This is a genomic window from Listeria costaricensis, from assembly GCF_900183385.1.
GTDB classification, from domain to species: domain Bacteria; phylum Bacillota; class Bacilli; order Lactobacillales; family Listeriaceae; genus Listeria; species Listeria costaricensis.
Genome location: NZ_FXUT01000008.1, coordinates 1 through 18,096 on the forward strand (window position 1 = coordinate 1; position 18,096 = coordinate 18,096).

The window sequence follows — 18,096 nt, forward strand, 5'->3', positions numbered from 1 at the left end:
CGAGTCCTGCCTGTGGAGCCATTTTTTTGTATAAAAAATTATTTTGCCGCTTTAGCTCAGTTGGTAGAGCACTTCCATGGTAAGGAAGGGGTCGCCGGTTCAAGCCCGGCAAGTGGCTTAATGAAATTCTTTGCAAAAGACAACGGTGCTGATAGTACTATCAGCACCGTTGTCTTTTTTTATTTATCAAAAACCGTTTTTTTATAAGATAAGGATGACTATCTTCAACTAGGAAGGTTTAAAAAGCTGGAATGAAAATGTGCCCATCAACTAAATAATAACTAATCCACTTAAATGAATGAAAGAAAAATCGAAAATCATGTGAAGCCATCTTTATGAAGAGGCTTGTTAGATGCTCGCCTGTCAAGCTAATGATAGGCGAGCAGTCTATAAAACATGATTTTCGATTCTTTCTTATTTTCATTAGAGTAGAACTTCTTTATTACCGCTGACTCCTATTGGCTGTTAAAAGCTTATTTCTTGATGAGGTCAAGCGCTGTGCTGGCAATATTTTCAGCACTCAAACCATAGCGCTCATAAAGCTCTGCTTGTGGGATTTCATCTGTGAATTCTTTGGCTGCACCGAAGGATTTTACTTTGATGGAGCTGTCGCCGTAGTAATGAGCGATTTTTTCACCGAAGCCGCCGGACAGGCTGCCGTCTTCTAGGGTTAGCACGAGCTGATGATTGGCTTTTAGGCGTTCAAGGGTCACTTGGTCGTAAGCCGTGATAAATTGAGGATTGATCAGAGTGGCATTTATTCCTGATGCGGCCAACTTTTGGTGAACCTCTTGGCCTAACTGGAAGAAGCCGCCGAGTGCTAAAATGGCCACTGTGTCGCCTAGATGTGTGACTTCATAGTGCGGTTTGGAATAGTCGCGACTTGTTGGTGCCCCGTGAGTGACGCCGTGTTCTGGGATGCGGATGGCGACTGGATGGTCTTTTTGCGTGAGTGCCCAGTCTAGCATGGCGGTCAGTTGTTCTGAGGTGGCAGGGGCCAGATAGACGATATTTGGGATGCTCGACAGGATTGGGATGTCGTAGAGGCCTTGGTGTGTGACTGCGCCGCCAGAGATGGAGCCGCCTCGGATGATGAGGACAGCTGGATTGTCATTGATGGCTAGGTCATGCGAAAGCTGGTCATAGGCCCGTTGCAGGAAAGTGCTCGAATGGAAAACCACTGGGCGGATACCGGCAGATGCCAAAGCGGATGCAAAGGTGATGGAATGGCCTTCTGCAATGCCAACATCGAAGTAGCGGTCAGGATGGGCTGCTTGGAATCGTTTTAGGCCAAACATGCCAGGGATGGCGGCATTGATTGTGACAATTGGCAGCTGGTCGCTTTCGATTTTTTTTGTTAGTTGGTCGACAATTAGGTCGCTGTAGTTTTCGCCGCTTGTTTGATTGATTGGTTCGCCCGTTTCTAAATCAAATGGGGTGCGCCAGTGATAGAGCATTTTATTTTCGACGGCTTTTGCAAAACCGTGTCCTTTTTCGGTATGGACATGGAGGACGATTGGATGGTCGATATCTTTGACGTTTTGGAAAGTGTCAATCATTGTTTGCAAATCGTTGCCCTCTTCAATGTAGCGATAATCGAAGCCCATTGCTTTGAAAAGGTTATTTTCTGAGGTACCTTTTGAGGCGCGAAGTTCAGCCAGCGTCCGGTAGAGTCCGCCAAAATTTTCATCGATGGACATTTCATTATCATTGAAAATGACGATTAGGTTGCTGTTTAGTTCTGCGCCATTGTTGAGTCCTTCAAATGCTAAGCCGCCACTCATGGAGCCGTCGCCAATCAGTGCCAGTACATTGCCGCTTTCGTTTTTTAGATCGCGTGCTTTGGCAAGACCTACTGCTAGGCTGATCGATGTGGAAGTATGTCCGACCGTGAAAAAGTCATGCTTACTTTCATGCTGGGAGGTGTAGCCGGTAATGTCAGTGAAATGTGCGGGATCTTCAAAGCCGGATTTTCGACCTGTTAAAATTTTATGCGGGTAGGCTTGATGGGAGACGTCCCATACAATTTTATCCGTTGGGGAATCAAAGACATAATGAAATGCTAGGGTGAGCTCAACAACGCCTAAATTCGGGCCGATATGTCCGCCGTGTTGGCTGTCTTTAAATAAAATTAGCTCGCGAATTTCTCTGGCTGCTTGTTCCATTTCTGAAATCGTTAATTTTTTTACATCGTCTGGACCATGGACTTGATCAAGAATGATGGTTTCTGTAGTGTTTGACAAAATGTGCCACCTCGGTTAATTTTTATTTTTGTGAAGAACTGTGCTAAGTTTACACCCTTGAGTGGGCTCCAAGTCAACTGTTTTGTGAAAAATTTTTCTTACTGACGGTCTAACTGGTATAATGGAGGGAGTAGCAGAATCACGAGGTTTTCTTTCGGGAAATTGATGAAAGGGGCAGTTTTTTGCATCTTTTTGTCCGTGTGCAGGAATTTGAACGAAGAGTAGTAGAAGTGAAACAAGAGTTGGAAAATAAACAAGATTGAACTATCGGTTTATTTATTCTATACTACAAGTATAAAATAAGGATCAGGGGCTGAGAACTTGAAAGATAAGAAACGGAAAATCATTACAGAGGCAAAAACAATCTTTCGTAAAAAAGGGTATTTGCTGACGTCTGCGGCTGATATTGTCGAGGCGAGCGGGATTTCAAAAGGGACGTTCTACAATTATTTTACCTCGAAAGAAGAACTGGCGATTGTCATTTTTAAACAGGAATATTCCGTGCTTCATCAGAAATTGGAACGGATGATGGCGGATGAAACACATACGAAAAAAGAGAATTTTATGGCAACCATGAATGTATTGATTGAATTTCATAGCAAAAATGCAGAGATTCTCAATATAACTTTTTCGCAGGCGATGGTTGATGATGATTTCAATCAATTTTTGGCTAGTGTGCGGCTTAGAAGCTTAGAATGGGTGAAAAAGCAGATTCTATTGATTTATGGCGCGGAGACGGAGCCATATGTGAATGATCTGACGTTGCTCTTAGTCGGGATGACCTTTATGTTTGTCTTTGTCAGTGGTGCGGCTAAAGAGGAAAATAAACTGATGGATGAGATCGTGCCTTATGTGTTTCACAGAATGGATGCACTCGTAGCAGATATTATCGCGACAAAAGAAGTGATGATTACAGAGGAGGATACGGCTTGCTTCATTCCAGATAGTGTGGGGCTTCGGAATAAACGAATGGCAAATTTACGGAAGAGTGTGGAGCAGCTGACGCAAAAAATCGATACGCTTACGATCGCGGATTCGGATAAGTGGCAGTATAAAGAGTCACTCAATGCGATTTTGGTCGAGCTGAACAACAAGGAGCTGCCCCGTGATTTTATTATTCAAGGGACGCTGCTTTACTTGAAACAACAGGCGCCGAAAGAGCTCAGCAAGGAAGTGCTACTGGTTGAAAAATTTGTGAATGATTTGTTATAGAATTTTTTTGAACGGTGCGGTCATTTATTCTTGACTGTATCGTTCTTTTTCTTTATACTAACTCTATCATTTTGAAAATGAATGAAAGGGGAATTATAATTGAATAGTTTAGCATCTGAAAAACCTGTAGACGTGAACGGCAGACCGTTTAATCGGAATTTGCTCGTTATAACAATGATTGTTGGTGCTTTTGTGGCGGTTCTTAATCAGACACTTCTGGCCACTGCCTTGCCGATGATCATGGACGATCTGGATATTACGGCGGCTACTGGGCAATGGCTTACGACTGCGTTCTTACTGACCAATGGGATTATGATTCCTATTACCGCTATGCTGATTGAAAAAATCAGTTCTAAAGTGCTGTTTATTACAGCGATGGTCGTGTTTACGATCGGTACAGTTATTGCGGCTGTCGCTCAAAGTTTTCCAATTCTCTTGACAGGACGGATCGTTCAAGCTGCCGGAGCTGGGATTATGATGCCGCTTCTGCAAACGATTTTTCTACTGATCTTCCCTCGTGAAAAACGCGGGGCGGCGATGGGAATTATGGGGCTAGTGATGGCTTTTGCACCAGCGATTGGCCCGACACTTTCAGGCTGGATCGTCGACTCTTATGACTGGCGCGTTCTGTTTATCGTGCTGATTCCAATTGCTGTTTTTGACATTATTCTAGCTTTCTTTGGAATGAAAAAGGTCGTGGCTTTAAAAGAAAATAAAATTGACATTCTGTCGATTATTCTATCATCTGTGGGCTTCGGTTCGATGCTCTATGGCTTTAGTTCTGCCGGAAATGATGGTTGGGGAGACCCGGTCGTTGTGACCACACTCATTATCGGAGCGGTTGTTACAGTACTCTTTATCTGGCGGCAACTCTCGATCGAGCATCCAATGCTTGAGTTTCGCGTATTCCGCTATCCGATTTTCTCCCTATCTGTCATCTTGAGTTCGATTGTCACGATGGCCATGATCGGCGCAGAAATCGTCCTGCCGCTTTACATTCAGTCTATTCGTGGTGAGACGGCGCTGCAATCCGGTCTGCTGCTCTTACCGGGAGCTATTGTCATGGGGATCATGAGTCCGATTACGGGGATCATTTTTGATAAAATTGGGGCTAGATGGTTGAGCATTAGCGGGCTGACAATTTTGACGCTCGGTACAATTCCATTTATGTTCCTGACAGCTGATACGCCACTTTGGTACATTGTTGTATTCTATGCGATCCGGTTCTTGGGGATTTCGATGGCGATGATGCCGATTGGGACGGCTGGAATGAATGCTTTACCGAATGAGCTGATCAATCACGGTTCGGCGGTCAATAATACGATTCGCCAAATTGCCGGTTCGATCGGGACGGCTGTTCTGATTACCGTTTTGACGAATGTAACGAAAGATCAGATGCCGGACAAAATGCTGGCTGCAACGGATCCGGCCGGCTTTGCTCAAAAAGCAATGGACGCTAGCCTGGATGGGATGAAAGCGGCTTTTCTAGTGGCGGTCATCTTTTCTGCAATCGGCATGGTGCTGAGTTTCTTTGTTAAGAACAAACAAAAACCGGCAATCGTCAGCAAAACCATAAAAGAAAATGTTTGATCAAGTCCTGAAATCGGGGGGCAGCTGGACAATTGCTGTTTCTGGCTGATTTCAGGTTTTTTTTAGTCGAAAAAAATGGCCATGCGTGGTATGATTTGTTGTAGATGAGGATGTGAGAAGATGGGGGAAATACGGGAAGCTTTGGCAGAGGATTTTCCAAAACTGCGTGATATTTTTGCAGAGAGTCGGAGGCAGCACTTTTTCTGGCTGGAGGAAAGGCAGATTGTGCTGGAAGACTTCGATCGACTGACGCATGATGAGCGGATTTGGCTTTATCAAGATGAAAATGGTGAACCGATCGGCTTTATTTCGGTCTATGAGCCGGAAAATTTTATCCATCTGCTGTTTATTGCAAATGACTGGCAGGGGCATGGGATTGCGACGCAGCTGCTGCAATTTTTGGTTGCGAAAGGGCCGGTTGATTATACACTCAAGTGTGTGGCTAAAAATGAAACGGCGCTCACTTTTTATCAGAAAATGAATTTTAAAGTCATTGGAGAAGGTATGGACCCTTTGGAAGGGAAATATTACGAATTATTTTTAAAAGGACGTGGCGAATCATGAAGGTAGGATTTATTGGTTTGGGAAATATGGCAACAGCAATCATCGGCGGGTTGCTTGAAAAAGGTGTGCTTACGCCGAAAAATATCCATGTAGCGAGCCGGACTTTTGAAAAGGTGCAGGCTTTTAGCGAGAAAACGGGCATCACGGCTGTCCAAGATGCGGGGCAACTGGTGCGGGACGTGGATGTGCTGATTCTGGCTGTGAAACCAAATATGTTTCAAAAAGTGCTGGCGCCGCTTCGGGAGGATCTGCAGGCCAGTCGTCCGCTCGTAATTTCGATTGCCGCTGGACTGACGCTCGACCAGCTGGCTGAGCTTACAGGTGGTGATCATCGAATTGTCCGCGTCATGCCGAATGTCAATGCGACGATTGGGGAATCCATGTCGGGCATCTGTGCCAATTCGTTTGTTACGGAGAAAGATTTGCAAGCGGCAGAAATGATTTTTGGAGCAGTAGGCAAAACCATGGTGCTGGATGAAAGTGAGTTCAGTATTTTTGCGGCGATTGCTGGTAGTTCGCCTGCCTTCATTTATCTGTTTATCGATTCATTGGCTCGCGGTGCGCTGAAAGCCGGGATGCCGAAACAAAAAGCCGTGGAGATTGTGGCGCAAACGGTTCTGGGCAGTGCCAAGATGGTGCTTGAGAGCGGGGAGCATCCATTCAGCCTGATTGATAAGGTCTGCTCGCCGGGTGGGACGACGATTGCTGGTGTGGCGGCGCTTGAAGATGAAGCTTTTATTTCGGCTGTCATGAAGAGTGTGGAAGCGACAATTGCACGGGAAAAAGAAATGACGGAAAATAGTTGACGGTGAAACCTTGTCTTGATTGTGAAGACAGGGTTTTTTTCTTGAAAATAATCGATTAAGATGGGCATCTTTCGGCTATACTAAGAGAAAAAGGAAGTGGGGGAGCAGCATGGTCAAACCAAAATTATTTTCAGCGGTGACAATCGGCTCGCAAAGTGTGACGCTTAAAATCATGGATATCAGTCGGCAAGAGGTTCTGGAGGCGCTGCGTGCGGATGTATCGATCGGGACGGACATTTATAATCACAAAACAATTGCTGCCAGCACCATGCATGAGACTTCGACGGCTCTGGCTGGATTTGTTCAACTGATGCGGGATTATGATGTAACGGAATATCGGGCGGTGGCTACAGCATCTGTCCGGGAAGCGCTCAATGCCGAATATGTAAAAGAACAGATCCGTTTGCAGACGGGGCTTGAGATTGCCTGGGTATCGAATGCGGAGGAACGATTTTTACATAGTCAGGCGGCCGCTCTCAAAACGCCCAATTTTAGCCAGCTGATCAGTGAGGGCACCATGCTGATCGATATTGGTTCGGGCAGTATTCAGCTGACGGTTTATGATGAAGGCGAGTTTATGTTTTCGCGCAATATCAAGCTGGGGCCGCTGCGGGTACGGGAACTTCTGGCGGAGCTTAAGGTGCAGACGAGTAATTTTGCGGATTTGTTGGAGGATTTCATCTTTAGCAAGATTCGCGACTATGCCCAATTTGCGCCGAAAGATGTGGCCTACAAACACTTTATTCTGATCGGGACGGACTTATTATTTTTTAAGCAGGCGTTTATGGGCGGCTCAGAGGATCATCAAATTACGCGGGACTATTTTGACCAGCTCTACATGCACATGCTCGAGATGCCGGAACAGGTTTTGGCGAAAAAGTATCAGCTTTCCTACGATGCGATCAGTCAACTGCTACCTTCTGCGATGCTTTTGAAGGAGCTTTTAAAGGTGACGGGGGCGGAGAGTATTTTGCTTTCGGATGCGGAACTGGTGGATGGAATCCTGGTGGAGGAGTCGATTCGCTATAAGAAAATTAAACTGAGCCATGACTTTAATGAGGACTTGATTGCTTCGGCTGAACATATCTCACGCAGGTACATGACCGATCAGAAACACAGCGAGATTGTACGTAAATTCGCGCTTCACCTTTTCAACCAATTAAAATCGCTGCACGGATTGAAAAAAAGAGAGCGGTTGTTGCTGGAACTGGCGGCAATTTTGCAAGATGTTGGTAGCTTTATCGATATGAATAATCATTACGTGCACTCGGAATATCTGATTGAGGCGACGGAATTGATTGGCTTATCGGAAACGGAGCAAAAAATCGTGGCGGCTGTGGCGCGCTATCACAGTACGGAAACGCCCTCAGCCGGATTGGAAAATTTTGGTCGATATGATACGGCAACGCGGCTGACAATTGCCAAGCTGACGGCGATTTTGCGCATTGCAGATGCACTGGATGACAGTCATCAGCAGAAGGTTGAACGGATTTCTGTTTCGCTGAAAAAAGAGCTGTTGCAGATTTCAGTATGGGCGAATGATGATTTGATGCTTGAAAAATGGACATTTGATGAAAAGGCAGAATTTTTTGCGGAAGTGTATGGAATCAAACCACAAATTATAGAAAAGGGTGGACTCTCATGACGGAAAAATTTGCAGAACCTGATCATTTTACGAATCGTGAGCTGAGTTGGCTCGACTTTAATTATCGTGTCTTGGAAGAAGCGCGGGACAAAGAGAATCCACTGCTTGAACGGCTGAAATTTCTTGCGATCACAGCCAGCAATCTGGATGAATTTTTTATGGTGCGGGTGGCATCGCTCAAAAAGATGGTTTCAGTTGATTATAAAAAACCGGATGCGGCAGGGTTAACACCGCGTGCGCAGCTGCATGCTATCAATGAAAAAACGCATCAGATGACGGACAAGCAGTACAATACATGGAATCGGACACTCTTAAAGCTGCTGGGAGAGCATCAGATCAATCTGCGTAAAATTCACCAGTTGACGGATAAGCAGATGGAATTTATCAAACATTACTTTGAGCAGGAGATCTATCCGGTTGTCACACCGATGGCGGTCGATTCCGCGCGGCCGTTTCCACTGATTGTCAATACCAGTTTGAATATCGCCGCTTTGATTTACAAGGAGGATGAGCCGAAGAAGAAGGAGTTTGCCACGGTGCAGGTGCCGACTATTTTTCCGCGGGTGGTCAAACTGCCGGATGCTCCGAATGATTTTATTTTGCTGGAGGAGATTATTAAGCACTATCTGGCGCGTTTTTTCCTCGGATATAAGTTGAAGGAAACTGCCTGCTACCGGATCATGCGAAATATGGACATGGATGTGGCGGAACAGGATGCTTCGGATTTGCTGAAAGAGATTGAAGAGCAGTTGAAAAAAAGGGAACGCAGTGCGGTGATTCGATTGGAAGTGGAGGCGGAAATCAGCAAGCATCTGAGCAAACGGCTTGTGAAAGCACTGAAAGTCGATGAAGATGAAATTTATCGCATCAAGGGTCCGCTCGATCTGACCTTTCTAGGAAAACTGGCGGGGCAAATCGAGGGGCACAGGGCCTTGGTCTACCCGCCGTTCAAGCCCTATCTAGCCAGCCATCTGCAAACGGCCAACTTATTCGAGCTGATTCGCAGTCAGGACATTTTTCTCCACCATCCGTACGATTCCTTTCAAACAGTGGTTGATTTTATCCGGCAGGCGGCACACGATCCGGATGTACTGGCAATCAAAATGACGCTTTACCGCGTTTCAGGCGATTCGCCAATCATTCGCTATCTAGGCGAGGCGGCTGAAAATGGCAAGCAAGTCACCGTGCTGCTTGAAGTCAAGGCGCGGTTCGATGAAGAAAATAATATCCACTGGGCGCAGGAGCTTGAAAAGGCCGGCTGTCACGTGATTTACGGACTTATTGGGCTGAAAACGCATTGCAAGCTGACACTGGTCGTCCGGCGAGAAGCGGATGGCATTCGCCGCTATATGCACATGGGAACGGGGAATTATAATGATATTACCGCTCGATTTTATACGGACCTGGGGCTTCTGACAGCTGATGCGGAAATGGGCATCGACGCCTCGAATATTTTTAATATGATTTCCGGTTACTCGGAGCCGCCGGTCTTCCATCAGTTGACGATTGCGCCGCACTGGCTGCGCAGCGAGCTGGTCGATCAGATTGAACAAGAGGCGGAACTTGCCCGCCAAGGCAAACCGGCCATCATCAAAATGAAGATGAACTCCCTTTCAGATACAGAAATGATTAAAGCGCTGTATCAGGCATCGGAAGCGGGCGTGAAAATCGAGCTGCTAATTCGCGGGATCTGTTGTTTGCGGGCGGGGGTAAAGGGCTTGAGTGAAAATATCACCGTGCATTCGATCGTTGGCCGGTTGCTTGAACACAGCCGAATCTATTATTTTGGTGCTGGCGGGGAAGAGCGTCTTTATTTATCGAGTGCGGATTTGATGCATCGAAATTTAAACCGGCGTGTCGAGCTGCTTTTTCCCATTCAGGATGAAAAAATCAGGCAGCGGATTATGGCGGAATTTGGTCAAATGTTTGCAGATAACGTGAAGACGCGTGTGCTGCGCGCGGATGGTAGCTATCATAAATTAGATAAGCGCGGCAAACAGCAGTTCAGTTCGCAGCAGTGGTTTATGGAGGCGGCTGAGAAGAAAAGTGAAGCAGAAGCAATCGAACTAAAAAGTAAGTCGCGGGTGTTTATCCCGATGAAACAAGAAGAGGATGAGGAGTGAGGCTGATGGAACATTTTGCGGTGATTGATTTAGGTTCAAACTCGGCGCGAATGACGATTACAAGGATTGAAGAGGATGGCAGCTTTGAAGTGGTTTGCCAAATGAAGGAAATGGTTCGACTTTCGGAAAAAATGGGCGAAAAGAAAGAATTGCAGGATGCCGCCATGAAGCGAACGGTCGAGGCCTTGAAAAAATTCCATAAAAAAAGCCGTGAATTCGATCAGCTGAAGATGCGCGCGGTCGCCACGGCAGCCACACGTCAAGCGGTCAATCAGAAGAAATTCTTAACGCGGGTCAAAGAAGAGGCGGGGATTGAGCTAGAGGTGATCAGCGGCAATCAAGAGGCTTACTATGATTATCTGGGCATTATCAACACGCTTCCTGTTACCAACTGTGTAATTATCGATACAGGCGGTGGTAGCACGGAGCTGATTCTCGTTCAAAATGACCGGCCAATCAATCTGATCAGCTTACCTTATGGGGCGGTCAATTTAAGCGAGCGCTTCTTAAATAAGGATCACATTTCGGCAGCCGCACTTTTCAACCTGATGACGTCGATCGACAAGCTATATAATGGCGTCTGGTGGCTGCGAAAAGGACACAACCTGCCAGTCGTCGCACTGGGCGGCAGCAACCGGACAATTGCCAAAATCGAGCGCCGCAGACGGGAAATTTTGGATTTTGAAAATCTGCACGGCTTTAAAATGCGCGATTTTGAAGTGTATGATATTTTTGAAGAAATCATCTCAAAAGACCTTGAGGAACGCGGTGCGATTCCGGGGCTTTCACGCGAACGTGCGGATATCATTGTTGGCGGAATCACACCACTAACGGCGCTGATGCGGTTTCTTGATTCCGACCGGCTGATTTTTTCGCAGTATGGCTTGCGCGAAGGCGTGTTTTACGACCACTTTCATCAAATGCAGACGAACGGTTTAATTGCCGAAACTGACAACAAATAGGCACACAGTCTCTGAAGCTCCGTGTAGCGGTTCCGCTTTTAGCGGCCGGTCCCGGCGTTTCAGAGACTTTTATATGGAGCGGAAGGACGGCGCAGTACCACTTTCCAGCTAGTCCCAGTGCCCACCGCATAAGCGCCCGCAAATGAACCTTGATTGATGCCGATACCAATGTGATCGAGTGAATTCACATAGAGCAGCGGTTCGCCAATTCGCAGTTCCGCAAAAGTCCGGCTGTAAGTCATGTAATTGCGGTAAATATCTCGATTGTGATGGCTGATCGACAACTCAAAAGCTTCCCCGTAACGTGCGCCAAATTGGACGAACTGTTTTCGCTCGATATTGGTCCACAGGTTGCCAAACGGGCGGTCAATAATGTCAATCGTGCCAAAAAGAGCCTCATCCGTCTGATAAGATTCTGCGACATCTAGTTGAACCAGCTGTTCCGGTGCAAGCGGCTTTCCAATATCCGCAAAAGAGATATGCCCACTTGCCAGACGCGCCGCCGTATAGGCAAAAATATCCCTGCCGTGAAACGTATGCGACTCGCCGGAATTCGGCAATCTGTTTTTCGTTTCATCAATGATGCGTACTTTTTCAATAAGTCCAGTATGAGCAAGGTGTGTCAGCGTCCCATTGTCCGGTGTGACGATCAGCTGACCGTTTGAAAGTCGTGCTACAACACTGCGCCGCCGGGAGCCCACGCCTGGATCGACGATTGAAACAAAAATGGTATCACTCGGCCAATAATGCACCGTTTGAAGGAGGCGATAAGAGGCTTCCCAAATATTGAACTGCGGGATTTGATGGGTCAAATCATTGATTGAAAGTGTTCGGTCGACAGTTTTGATGACACCATACATGGCGCTGACCGCTCCATCACTTAAGCCAAAATCTGATTGCAAGACAATTAATTTATTCATTTTTGTGTGACCACCCTTCTGAATTTTGACGCGTGCAAAGAAAATCAGGACGCTTTTTCTAGCTTAAATACGCTTTACGTCAATAAAAAAACGCCCTTATCCACAATTTGGAATAAGGGCGAGATTTCGCGGTACCACCTTACTTTGCAGATGATTCGTCCATCTGCCTTTAGAAAAGTACAAGCCGGAGCTGATACTTCTGGCTATGATAACGGGGCCGTACCGGTATATCTTACTGGAAAATTCAGATATACAGCTCGAAGATCATTTTCGGCAGGTGCTTTTGCTTTGTTTCACCAATATCAAAGCTCTCTTTTTGAAAAACAAGCTGCTTACTCTTTCTTGTCATCGCTATTAGCCCTAGCATACCCGATTCAAAAGTGAATGTCAATCAAGAATTTTGTGATTTGCCGAATTGTTCAGTTAATAATTCGTATCCGTGAAAAACCGCACAACCATGCTATTTGATAACCTTTCTCAATGGCGGGTTTTACTGTAATTCTAAATTGATAACTGTTATAATAAAAGTAATTTTAAGAATGAAACCGCTTCCTTTACAAGCAATGATCGAGCAGTGACAGCGGGGATCGAAGGAGGAAAAGCGTGTGAGCAGTAAGGTGACAGTGACGATCAATGGCAAGGTGCATCAAGTGGAGGCTGGGAAACGAATCCTTGACTACTTGAACGAACAAGAAATGTCCCATCCGCATATATGCTATAGCAAGCAGATGGGGCCCATTCAATCTTGCGACACCTGTATGTGCGAAGTGAACGGTGAATTGATGCGGGCTTGCAGTACGGAAATAGAGGACGGGATGGCGATCCAAACAGATTCTGAAAAAGCGACAGATGCCCAGCTTGAAGCGATGGATCGAATTTTGGAGAATCATCTGCTTTATTGTACGGTTTGCGATAATAATAATGGGAACTGCCGCGTACATAATACGACAGAAATGCTGGGGATTGAGGCTCAGGAGCGGCCTTACCGTGAAAAAGGCTATCTGAATGATTTTTCGCATCCATTTTACCGCTATGATCCGGATCAATGTATTCTTTGCGGGCGTTGTGTGGAGGCCTGCCAGAGCGTCCAAGTGAATGAAACATTGTCGATCGACTGGGAAAGAGAACAGCCACGGGTCATTTGGGATGATGACAAGCCGGCCAACTTGTCGAGCTGCGTGTCCTGCGGGTTGTGTTCGACGGTTTGTCCATGTAATGCCATGATGGAAAAATCGATGCTCGGTCAGGCTGGCTTTATGACGGGGCTTGACGAAGATGTGCTGGAACCGATGATCGATATGGTGAAAAAAGTCGAGCCGAATTATCAAACGGTTTTTGCGCTTTCCGAAATGGAAGCGGCCATGCGTGACACCCGAACTAAAAAAACAAAAACCGTCTGCACATTCTGCGGTGTGGGCTGTTCCTTTGAAGTCTGGACGAAGGACCGGAAAATTTTAAAAGTCGAGCCGACCGGGGAGGGCCCTGTGAACAAATTTGCGACTTGTGTGAAAGGGAAATTCGGTTGGGATTTTGTGAATAGTGATAAGCGCCTTACAACGCCGCTCATTCGGGAAGGGGACGAATTTGTGCCAGCTTCATGGGAGACGGCACTTGCGCATGTGGCCACCAAACTTCGCGAAATTCAGGCTGAGCACGGGAACGATGCACTCGGCTTTATCAGCTCTTCCAAGACGACCAATGAAGAAAATTATCTGATGCAGAAAATGGCTCGGCAAGTCTTTGAAACCAACAATATCGACAACTGCTCACGTTATTGTCAGGCGCCAGCATCGGACGGCTTGACAAGAACTGTCGGAATCGGGGCTGACTCGGGAACGGCAGATGATATTGAGTCGGCGGGGCTGGTGATTCTGGTAGGCTGCTCACCAGCTGACGGACATCCCGTTCTAGCAAGCCGCATCAAACGTGCGCATAAGTATAACGGGCAAAAACTGATTGTGTCTGATTTACGCAAACATGAGATGGCAGAACGTGCCGATCTTTTCATTCATCCTAAACAGGGCACCGATTTTGTCTGGCTGACGGCTGTGGCGAAATACATGATTGATCAGGGCTGGCATGATCAGGCCTTCATGGAAAGTCGGACGTTCAATCAGGCGGAATATCTTGCCTTTTTGCAGCCCTTCACGCTTGAATATGCAGAACGTGAAACCGGGATCAGTCGTGCGACGCTGAAAGAAATCGCGCAGGCCATCCATGAAGCAGATGGAACGGCCGTTTGCTGGGGCATGGGTGTGACGCAAAATATTGCTGGATCGCATACTTCCTCGGCGATTGCCAATCTGCTCCTTGTAACGGGGAATTTTGGCCGTCACGGCGCAGGTGCCTATCCGCTGCGGGGGCATAATAATGTGCAAGGCGCCTGCGATATGGGGTCGCTTCCGAATGTGCTTCCCGGGATTCAACCGCTTGCAGATGAGGGGATTCGCGGTAAATTTGAGCAGGCATATGGTGTGCCGATTTCAAGTGAACCGGGATTAAAGAATAATGAAATGCTGGATTCGATTGAACGCGGTGAGCTGCATGCCATGTATTTGGTCGGAGAAGAAATGGCCTGGGTGGATTCCAATGTGAACCATGTGCAGGAAGCGCTCGCCAAATTGGATTTCTTTGTTGTGCAGGACGTCTTTTTATCCAAAACAGCTCAGTTTGCCGATGTCGTTTTCCCAGCCTCCCCGTCGCTTGAAAAAGAAGGAACCTTTACCAATACGGAACGCCGGATTCAGCGTCTCTATGAAGTGATGCCGCCACTTGGAGACTCCAAGCCAGATTGGTGGATCATAACAGCACTGGCTGAAAAACTAGGCTTTGACTGGGGCTACACGCATCCAAGCCAAATCATGGATGAAATCGCCTCTCTGGCACCGTTCTTTAGCGGGGTAAATTATGACCGGATGCAAGGTTTCGACAGCCTCGTCTGGCCGGTTGATGCCGCGGGAAAAGATATGCCGCTTCTTTACGAAGAACGATTTAATTTTCCAGATGGTCTAGCGAGATTTTCCACATTGCCGTATATTCCACCAATCGAATTTCCAGAAGAATTTGATCTGCAGCTCAACAATGGGCGCCTGCTTGAACAATTTCATGAAGGCAACTTGACCGATAAATCCAAAGGGCTGGATTACAAATTGCCGGAAGTATTCGTGGAAGTATCACCGGAACTGGCCAAAGAGCGCGCGATTGAAAGTGGTTCGCTTGTTCGGCTCAGCTCGCCTTATGGTCGAATTAAACTGCGCGCCGTTGTAACCGATCGCATGAAAGGTCATGAAGTCTATGTGCCGATGCATTCTGTCAGCAGCGAAACCGCCGTGAACTTGCTCACTTCAAGCGCCGGCGATGTCAGGACTAAGACACCTGCCTATAAGCAAACCAAGGTTGCCCTGCAAGTATTGGAGAAAAAAGGCAAAAATCCGCTGCCCGATCATAATCCGCGCAACCGCAAACGTTATCCGCAAAATGGCGTAGAGGTCGAACGGAAATGGGCGCGCGCCGACTACCAGCCAATTTCAAAAGTAAACTGTGCATGCGGCGGGAAATGCGGCTGTAAAGAGAAAAGGAGTGAGCAAAATGGCTGAACCAATTTCAAAAATTCGTGAAACAGGGCCGACACTGGAAGAACAGCAGGCCGAGCATTTGCAGGAACTAAAAGACGCGTTTGCCAAAGAGGATTCCGGCTTTAAAGAAATGATTGAATTTGTCCGCCTGTTGAATGAAGCAGGGGCCTTGGAAGCCGTAAATAGTGCTGTAAAAGCCAAAGAAGAGATTGCCAAAACTTTCTTGAATGAATGGCGCAAAGAACCTACCACGAATGCCATCAACAATTTGATGCTCACCAGCCAGCTTTTGACAGAAACGAAACCCGAACAAACCGAAGCGATCATCAAAAAAATGAAAGAAACCGCCAAACAAGCCGAAGAAAGTGCTAAAAGCGAGGAAATCATCGGGCTGTTTGGCTTGATGAAAGCCTTGAAGGACCCAGATGTGAATCGAGCCTTGCGCTACGGCCTCACTTTTTTAAAAGGAATGGGCGAAAATTTGAAGTAAAATAAAAGCCGGGCCTGCGATCAAGCAGACTCGGCTTTTCAAAAAGAGGTGTCAAAAATGGAAACCAAAAAGCAGCTTCCGATTACGTTTTATCAAAAGGGGGAGAGCGGCACTAGAGCAGAACCGGTGGCCGTCGAATATCCGCTGACCATCTATTTGAACGGTGCCGAACTCGTGACGATCGTTTGCTCACCCGACTATTTGGAAGATTTGGTCGTAGGCTTTTTGACTTCGGAGGGAATCGTCCGCAGCCCGGCTGATATTGACCGAATCGAACTCATTGAGTCGAGCGGTCATGCCCAGGTGACAGCCAGCTTCGTGAACCAATTTAATGCCAAATACCGCGCTAAACGCTACATCACTAGCTGCTGCGGCAAGTCACGCGAGAACTTTTACTTTCAGGCGGATGCATCGCTTCTTGAAACGCATAATGACACGAACGTTCGACTGACGCCAGATGCCATTTTCCATCTGATGGACACCTTTGAAGCTTCTTCTGCGACCTTCCAAGAAACCGGCGGCGTCCACAATGCGGCGCTTTGCAGTACAGAGCAGCTGCTCGTCAGCCGAATGGATATTGGGCGGCACAATGCCCTTGATAAAATTTACGGCTATTCGCTCGTTCATCAGCTGGCAGTGGAGGATAAAGTGATTGCCTTTAGCGGCCGCATCTCTTCTGAAATCCTCGTCAAAACGGCTAAAATCGGCTGTGGCATCCTGTTATCACGTTCGGCACCAACAGAGCTGGCTGTTAAAATGGCCGAGGAGCTCAACTTGACGACCGTAGGCTTTATTCGCCACAACCGCTTTAATATTTATTCAGGCGCAGAACGTATTTTGCTAAAATAGCCACTCGTGATGAGGGTCATCGTAAATCTCTTTTCGGGAATAGGTATTGTAAAGAATAGCAGAACCGGCTCCAACAACAGCTACACATAGACTGACTAAAAGTTTTTTGCGCATATGAATCAACCCTTTCCTGTGAATTGTTTTTATCATACCGAATAAATATGACAAAACAACGACTAAATTGAAAAGAATTTAAGAATCAATCTGCAAATCCAGACTGTCGACCTGCTGCGAATGAATAAAGAAACGCTCCATCAGATCGGTCACTTCCGGCAAGTCAGGCAGATTGCCATGATCGGCATCTGGACTTGTAAGCACGATTTCCTGATAGTCCTTCGCCTGATGCTCAAAAATCAGCCGCGAGCTGAGCGCACTTTCGAGCGGCACGATACCGTCTGAGTCTGTATCCTCAAGATTGCCAGCAACAGACAGGACTTCAAGGGAAGCGGGAATCTGATTTTTCTTGCTGAGGAGATCATCCAGCATATCGGAATGCTCCTCCGTGTCATCAGCCGAGACAGGCTCCTCGTTTTGTTCCATATCGAGGTCATTGAACGGGGCACCGAGTACGATCAAGCGGCGCATATCTGGGAGCCCTGTTTTGCTTTCCGGTTTTTCCAGATAGTCGACCAGTGCCAGTCCGCCGTTCGAGTAGCCGAGCGCGTCGACCTCTTTGAACTGGTAAAGACGTTTTAATTCTTTTAAAGCGCCCGTGAGCCCATTTGCCCACTCACTTGGTTCAGCCTCATTCTCCTCAAAGGCGATCGAAATAAATGGATGCTGGGCATTCTGATCCAAGCTGCCGCTAAACTCGAGCGATTGGTCATGCCGAACCGTAACCGCCAATTCGCCACGGATTTCACCACGCCGAGTAAGTGCTTCCCGCGCCTCATCGAATGTATACGTCCCGCCGCCTGTGCCGTGAATGGCAATGATCGGGACTTGTTTGCTTAGGTCGACGGCTGCCGGTTTTTCGGCAGCTTTTTGTTGGGTGAAATGGAGTGTTAGCATGGCCGCGCTAACCAAAACGACCACCGCTAAAAGAGCTGCAATCAAACGTTTTGACATTGGAAATCCTCCCATTTTCATGAAAACAGCTGCGTGACAACAACTGTAA

13 protein-coding genes, 1 tRNA gene and 1 other annotated feature are annotated in these 18,096 nt (G+C 47.0%); of the genes, 11 read left to right on the forward strand and 3 right to left on the reverse strand.

Features of this window, described 5'->3' with window-relative positions; translation table 11 throughout:
* The first annotated feature begins 45 nt into the window (after window positions 1-45).
* Window positions 46-118 (forward strand) — tRNA-Thr (locus CS921_RS07270).
* A gap of 355 nt (window positions 119-473) precedes the next feature.
* On the opposite strand, the gene CS921_RS07275 is transcribed toward CS921_RS07270, so the two are convergent.
* A complete protein-coding gene (locus CS921_RS07275; protein WP_099222483.1) occupies window positions 474-2,243 on the reverse strand; it encodes a 1-deoxy-D-xylulose-5-phosphate synthase in 1,770 nt (589 codons plus the stop codon).
* 321 nt (window positions 2,244-2,564) lie between these two features.
* Here CS921_RS07275 and CS921_RS07280 point away from each other — a divergent pair, with 321 nt between their 5' ends.
* The 7 genes from CS921_RS07280 (at window position 2,565) to ppx (ending at window position 11,145) form a co-directional block, all read left to right on the forward strand.
* Window positions 2,565-3,455 (forward strand): TetR/AcrR family transcriptional regulator, encoded by an 891-nt coding sequence (locus CS921_RS07280; RefSeq protein WP_099222485.1) that lies wholly within the window; start codon window positions 2,565-2,567, stop codon window positions 3,453-3,455.
* A gap of 99 nt (window positions 3,456-3,554) precedes the next feature.
* Window positions 3,555-5,045: an MDR family MFS transporter gene (locus CS921_RS07285; RefSeq protein ID WP_099222487.1), complete on the forward strand. Its 1,491-nt coding sequence runs from the start codon at window positions 3,555-3,557 to the stop codon at window positions 5,043-5,045.
* A 120-nt stretch (window positions 5,046-5,165) separates the two neighbouring features.
* Complete coding sequence (locus tag CS921_RS07290; protein ID WP_099222489.1) at window positions 5,166-5,609, forward strand: GNAT family N-acetyltransferase; 444 nt, start codon at window positions 5,166-5,168, stop codon at window positions 5,607-5,609.
* Window positions 5,606-6,415, forward strand: coding sequence for a pyrroline-5-carboxylate reductase (gene proC / locus CS921_RS07295; RefSeq protein ID WP_099222491.1), 810 nt, complete (start codon window positions 5,606-5,608; stop codon window positions 6,413-6,415). The genes CS921_RS07290 and proC overlap by 4 nt, the downstream gene beginning before the upstream one ends.
* 109 nt (window positions 6,416-6,524) lie before the next feature.
* Window positions 6,525-8,060, forward strand: a complete 1,536-nt coding sequence (locus CS921_RS07300; RefSeq protein WP_099222493.1) for a Ppx/GppA phosphatase family protein — start codon at window positions 6,525-6,527, stop codon at window positions 8,058-8,060.
* A complete protein-coding gene (locus CS921_RS07305; protein WP_099222495.1) occupies window positions 8,057-10,183 on the forward strand; it encodes an RNA degradosome polyphosphate kinase in 2,127 nt (708 codons plus the stop codon). The genes CS921_RS07300 and CS921_RS07305 overlap by 4 nt, the downstream gene beginning before the upstream one ends.
* Window positions 10,184-10,188: 5 nt before the next feature.
* Window positions 10,189-11,145: an exopolyphosphatase gene (gene ppx / locus CS921_RS07310; RefSeq protein WP_099222497.1), complete on the forward strand. Its 957-nt coding sequence runs from the start codon at window positions 10,189-10,191 to the stop codon at window positions 11,143-11,145.
* A gap of 59 nt (window positions 11,146-11,204) precedes the next feature.
* Here ppx and CS921_RS07315 read toward each other — a convergent pair whose 3' ends face one another.
* Window positions 11,205-12,065, reverse strand: a complete 861-nt coding sequence (locus tag CS921_RS07315) for an SAM hydrolase/SAM-dependent halogenase family protein (RefSeq protein WP_099222499.1) — start codon at window positions 12,063-12,065, stop codon at window positions 11,205-11,207.
* A 111-nt stretch (window positions 12,066-12,176) separates the two neighbouring features.
* Window positions 12,177-12,423, reverse strand: a binding site (T-box leader).
* A gap of 247 nt (window positions 12,424-12,670) precedes the next feature.
* On the opposite strand from CS921_RS07315, the gene fdhF reads away from it, so the two are divergent.
* The 3 genes from fdhF to fdhD are packed head-to-tail and all read left to right on the forward strand — an operon-like array spanning window position 12,671 to window position 16,979.
* Window positions 12,671-15,661, forward strand: coding sequence for a formate dehydrogenase subunit alpha (fdhF, locus tag CS921_RS07320; RefSeq protein WP_099222501.1), 2,991 nt, complete (start codon window positions 12,671-12,673; stop codon window positions 15,659-15,661).
* Entirely contained in the window at window positions 15,654-16,130 is a 477-nt protein-coding gene (locus CS921_RS07325; RefSeq protein ID WP_099222503.1) for a helical membrane plugin domain-containing protein, read from the forward strand. The genes fdhF and CS921_RS07325 overlap by 8 nt, the downstream gene beginning before the upstream one ends.
* Before the next feature lie 57 nt (window positions 16,131-16,187).
* Window positions 16,188-16,979, forward strand: coding sequence for a formate dehydrogenase accessory sulfurtransferase FdhD (gene fdhD / locus CS921_RS07330; RefSeq protein ID WP_099222506.1), 792 nt, complete (start codon window positions 16,188-16,190; stop codon window positions 16,977-16,979).
* A gap of 192 nt (window positions 16,980-17,171) precedes the next feature.
* Here the strand turns inward: fdhD and CS921_RS07335 are convergent, their stop codons facing one another.
* Window positions 17,172-18,047, reverse strand: coding sequence for an alpha/beta hydrolase (locus CS921_RS07335; protein ID WP_162921712.1), 876 nt, complete (start codon window positions 18,045-18,047; stop codon window positions 17,172-17,174).
* Window positions 18,048-18,096 lie beyond the last annotated feature (49 nt).

Bases quoted from the DNA above. Each gene is read 5' to 3' on its own strand.
- CS921_RS07305 (WP_099222495.1), top strand. From the start codon at position 8,057: ATGACGGAAAAATTTGCAGAACCTGATCATTTTACGAATCGTGAGCTG.
- ppx (WP_099222497.1), top strand. From the start codon at position 10,189: ATGGAACATTTTGCGGTGATTGATTTAGGTTCAAACTCGGCGCGAATG.
- CS921_RS07335 (WP_162921712.1), bottom strand. From the start codon at position 18,047: ATGTCAAAACGTTTGATTGCAGCTCTTTTAGCGGTGGTCGTTTTGGTT.
- CS921_RS07315 (WP_099222499.1), bottom strand. From the start codon at position 12,065: ATGAATAAATTAATTGTCTTGCAATCAGATTTTGGCTTAAGTGATGGA.
- CS921_RS07290 (WP_099222489.1), top strand. From the start codon at position 5,166: ATGGGGGAAATACGGGAAGCTTTGGCAGAGGATTTTCCAAAACTGCGT.
- fdhD (WP_099222506.1), top strand. From the start codon at position 16,188: ATGGAAACCAAAAAGCAGCTTCCGATTACGTTTTATCAAAAGGGGGAG.
- CS921_RS07325 (WP_099222503.1), top strand. From the start codon at position 15,654: ATGGCTGAACCAATTTCAAAAATTCGTGAAACAGGGCCGACACTGGAA.
- CS921_RS07300 (WP_099222493.1), top strand. From the start codon at position 6,525: ATGGTCAAACCAAAATTATTTTCAGCGGTGACAATCGGCTCGCAAAGT.
- proC (WP_099222491.1), top strand. From the start codon at position 5,606: ATGAAGGTAGGATTTATTGGTTTGGGAAATATGGCAACAGCAATCATC.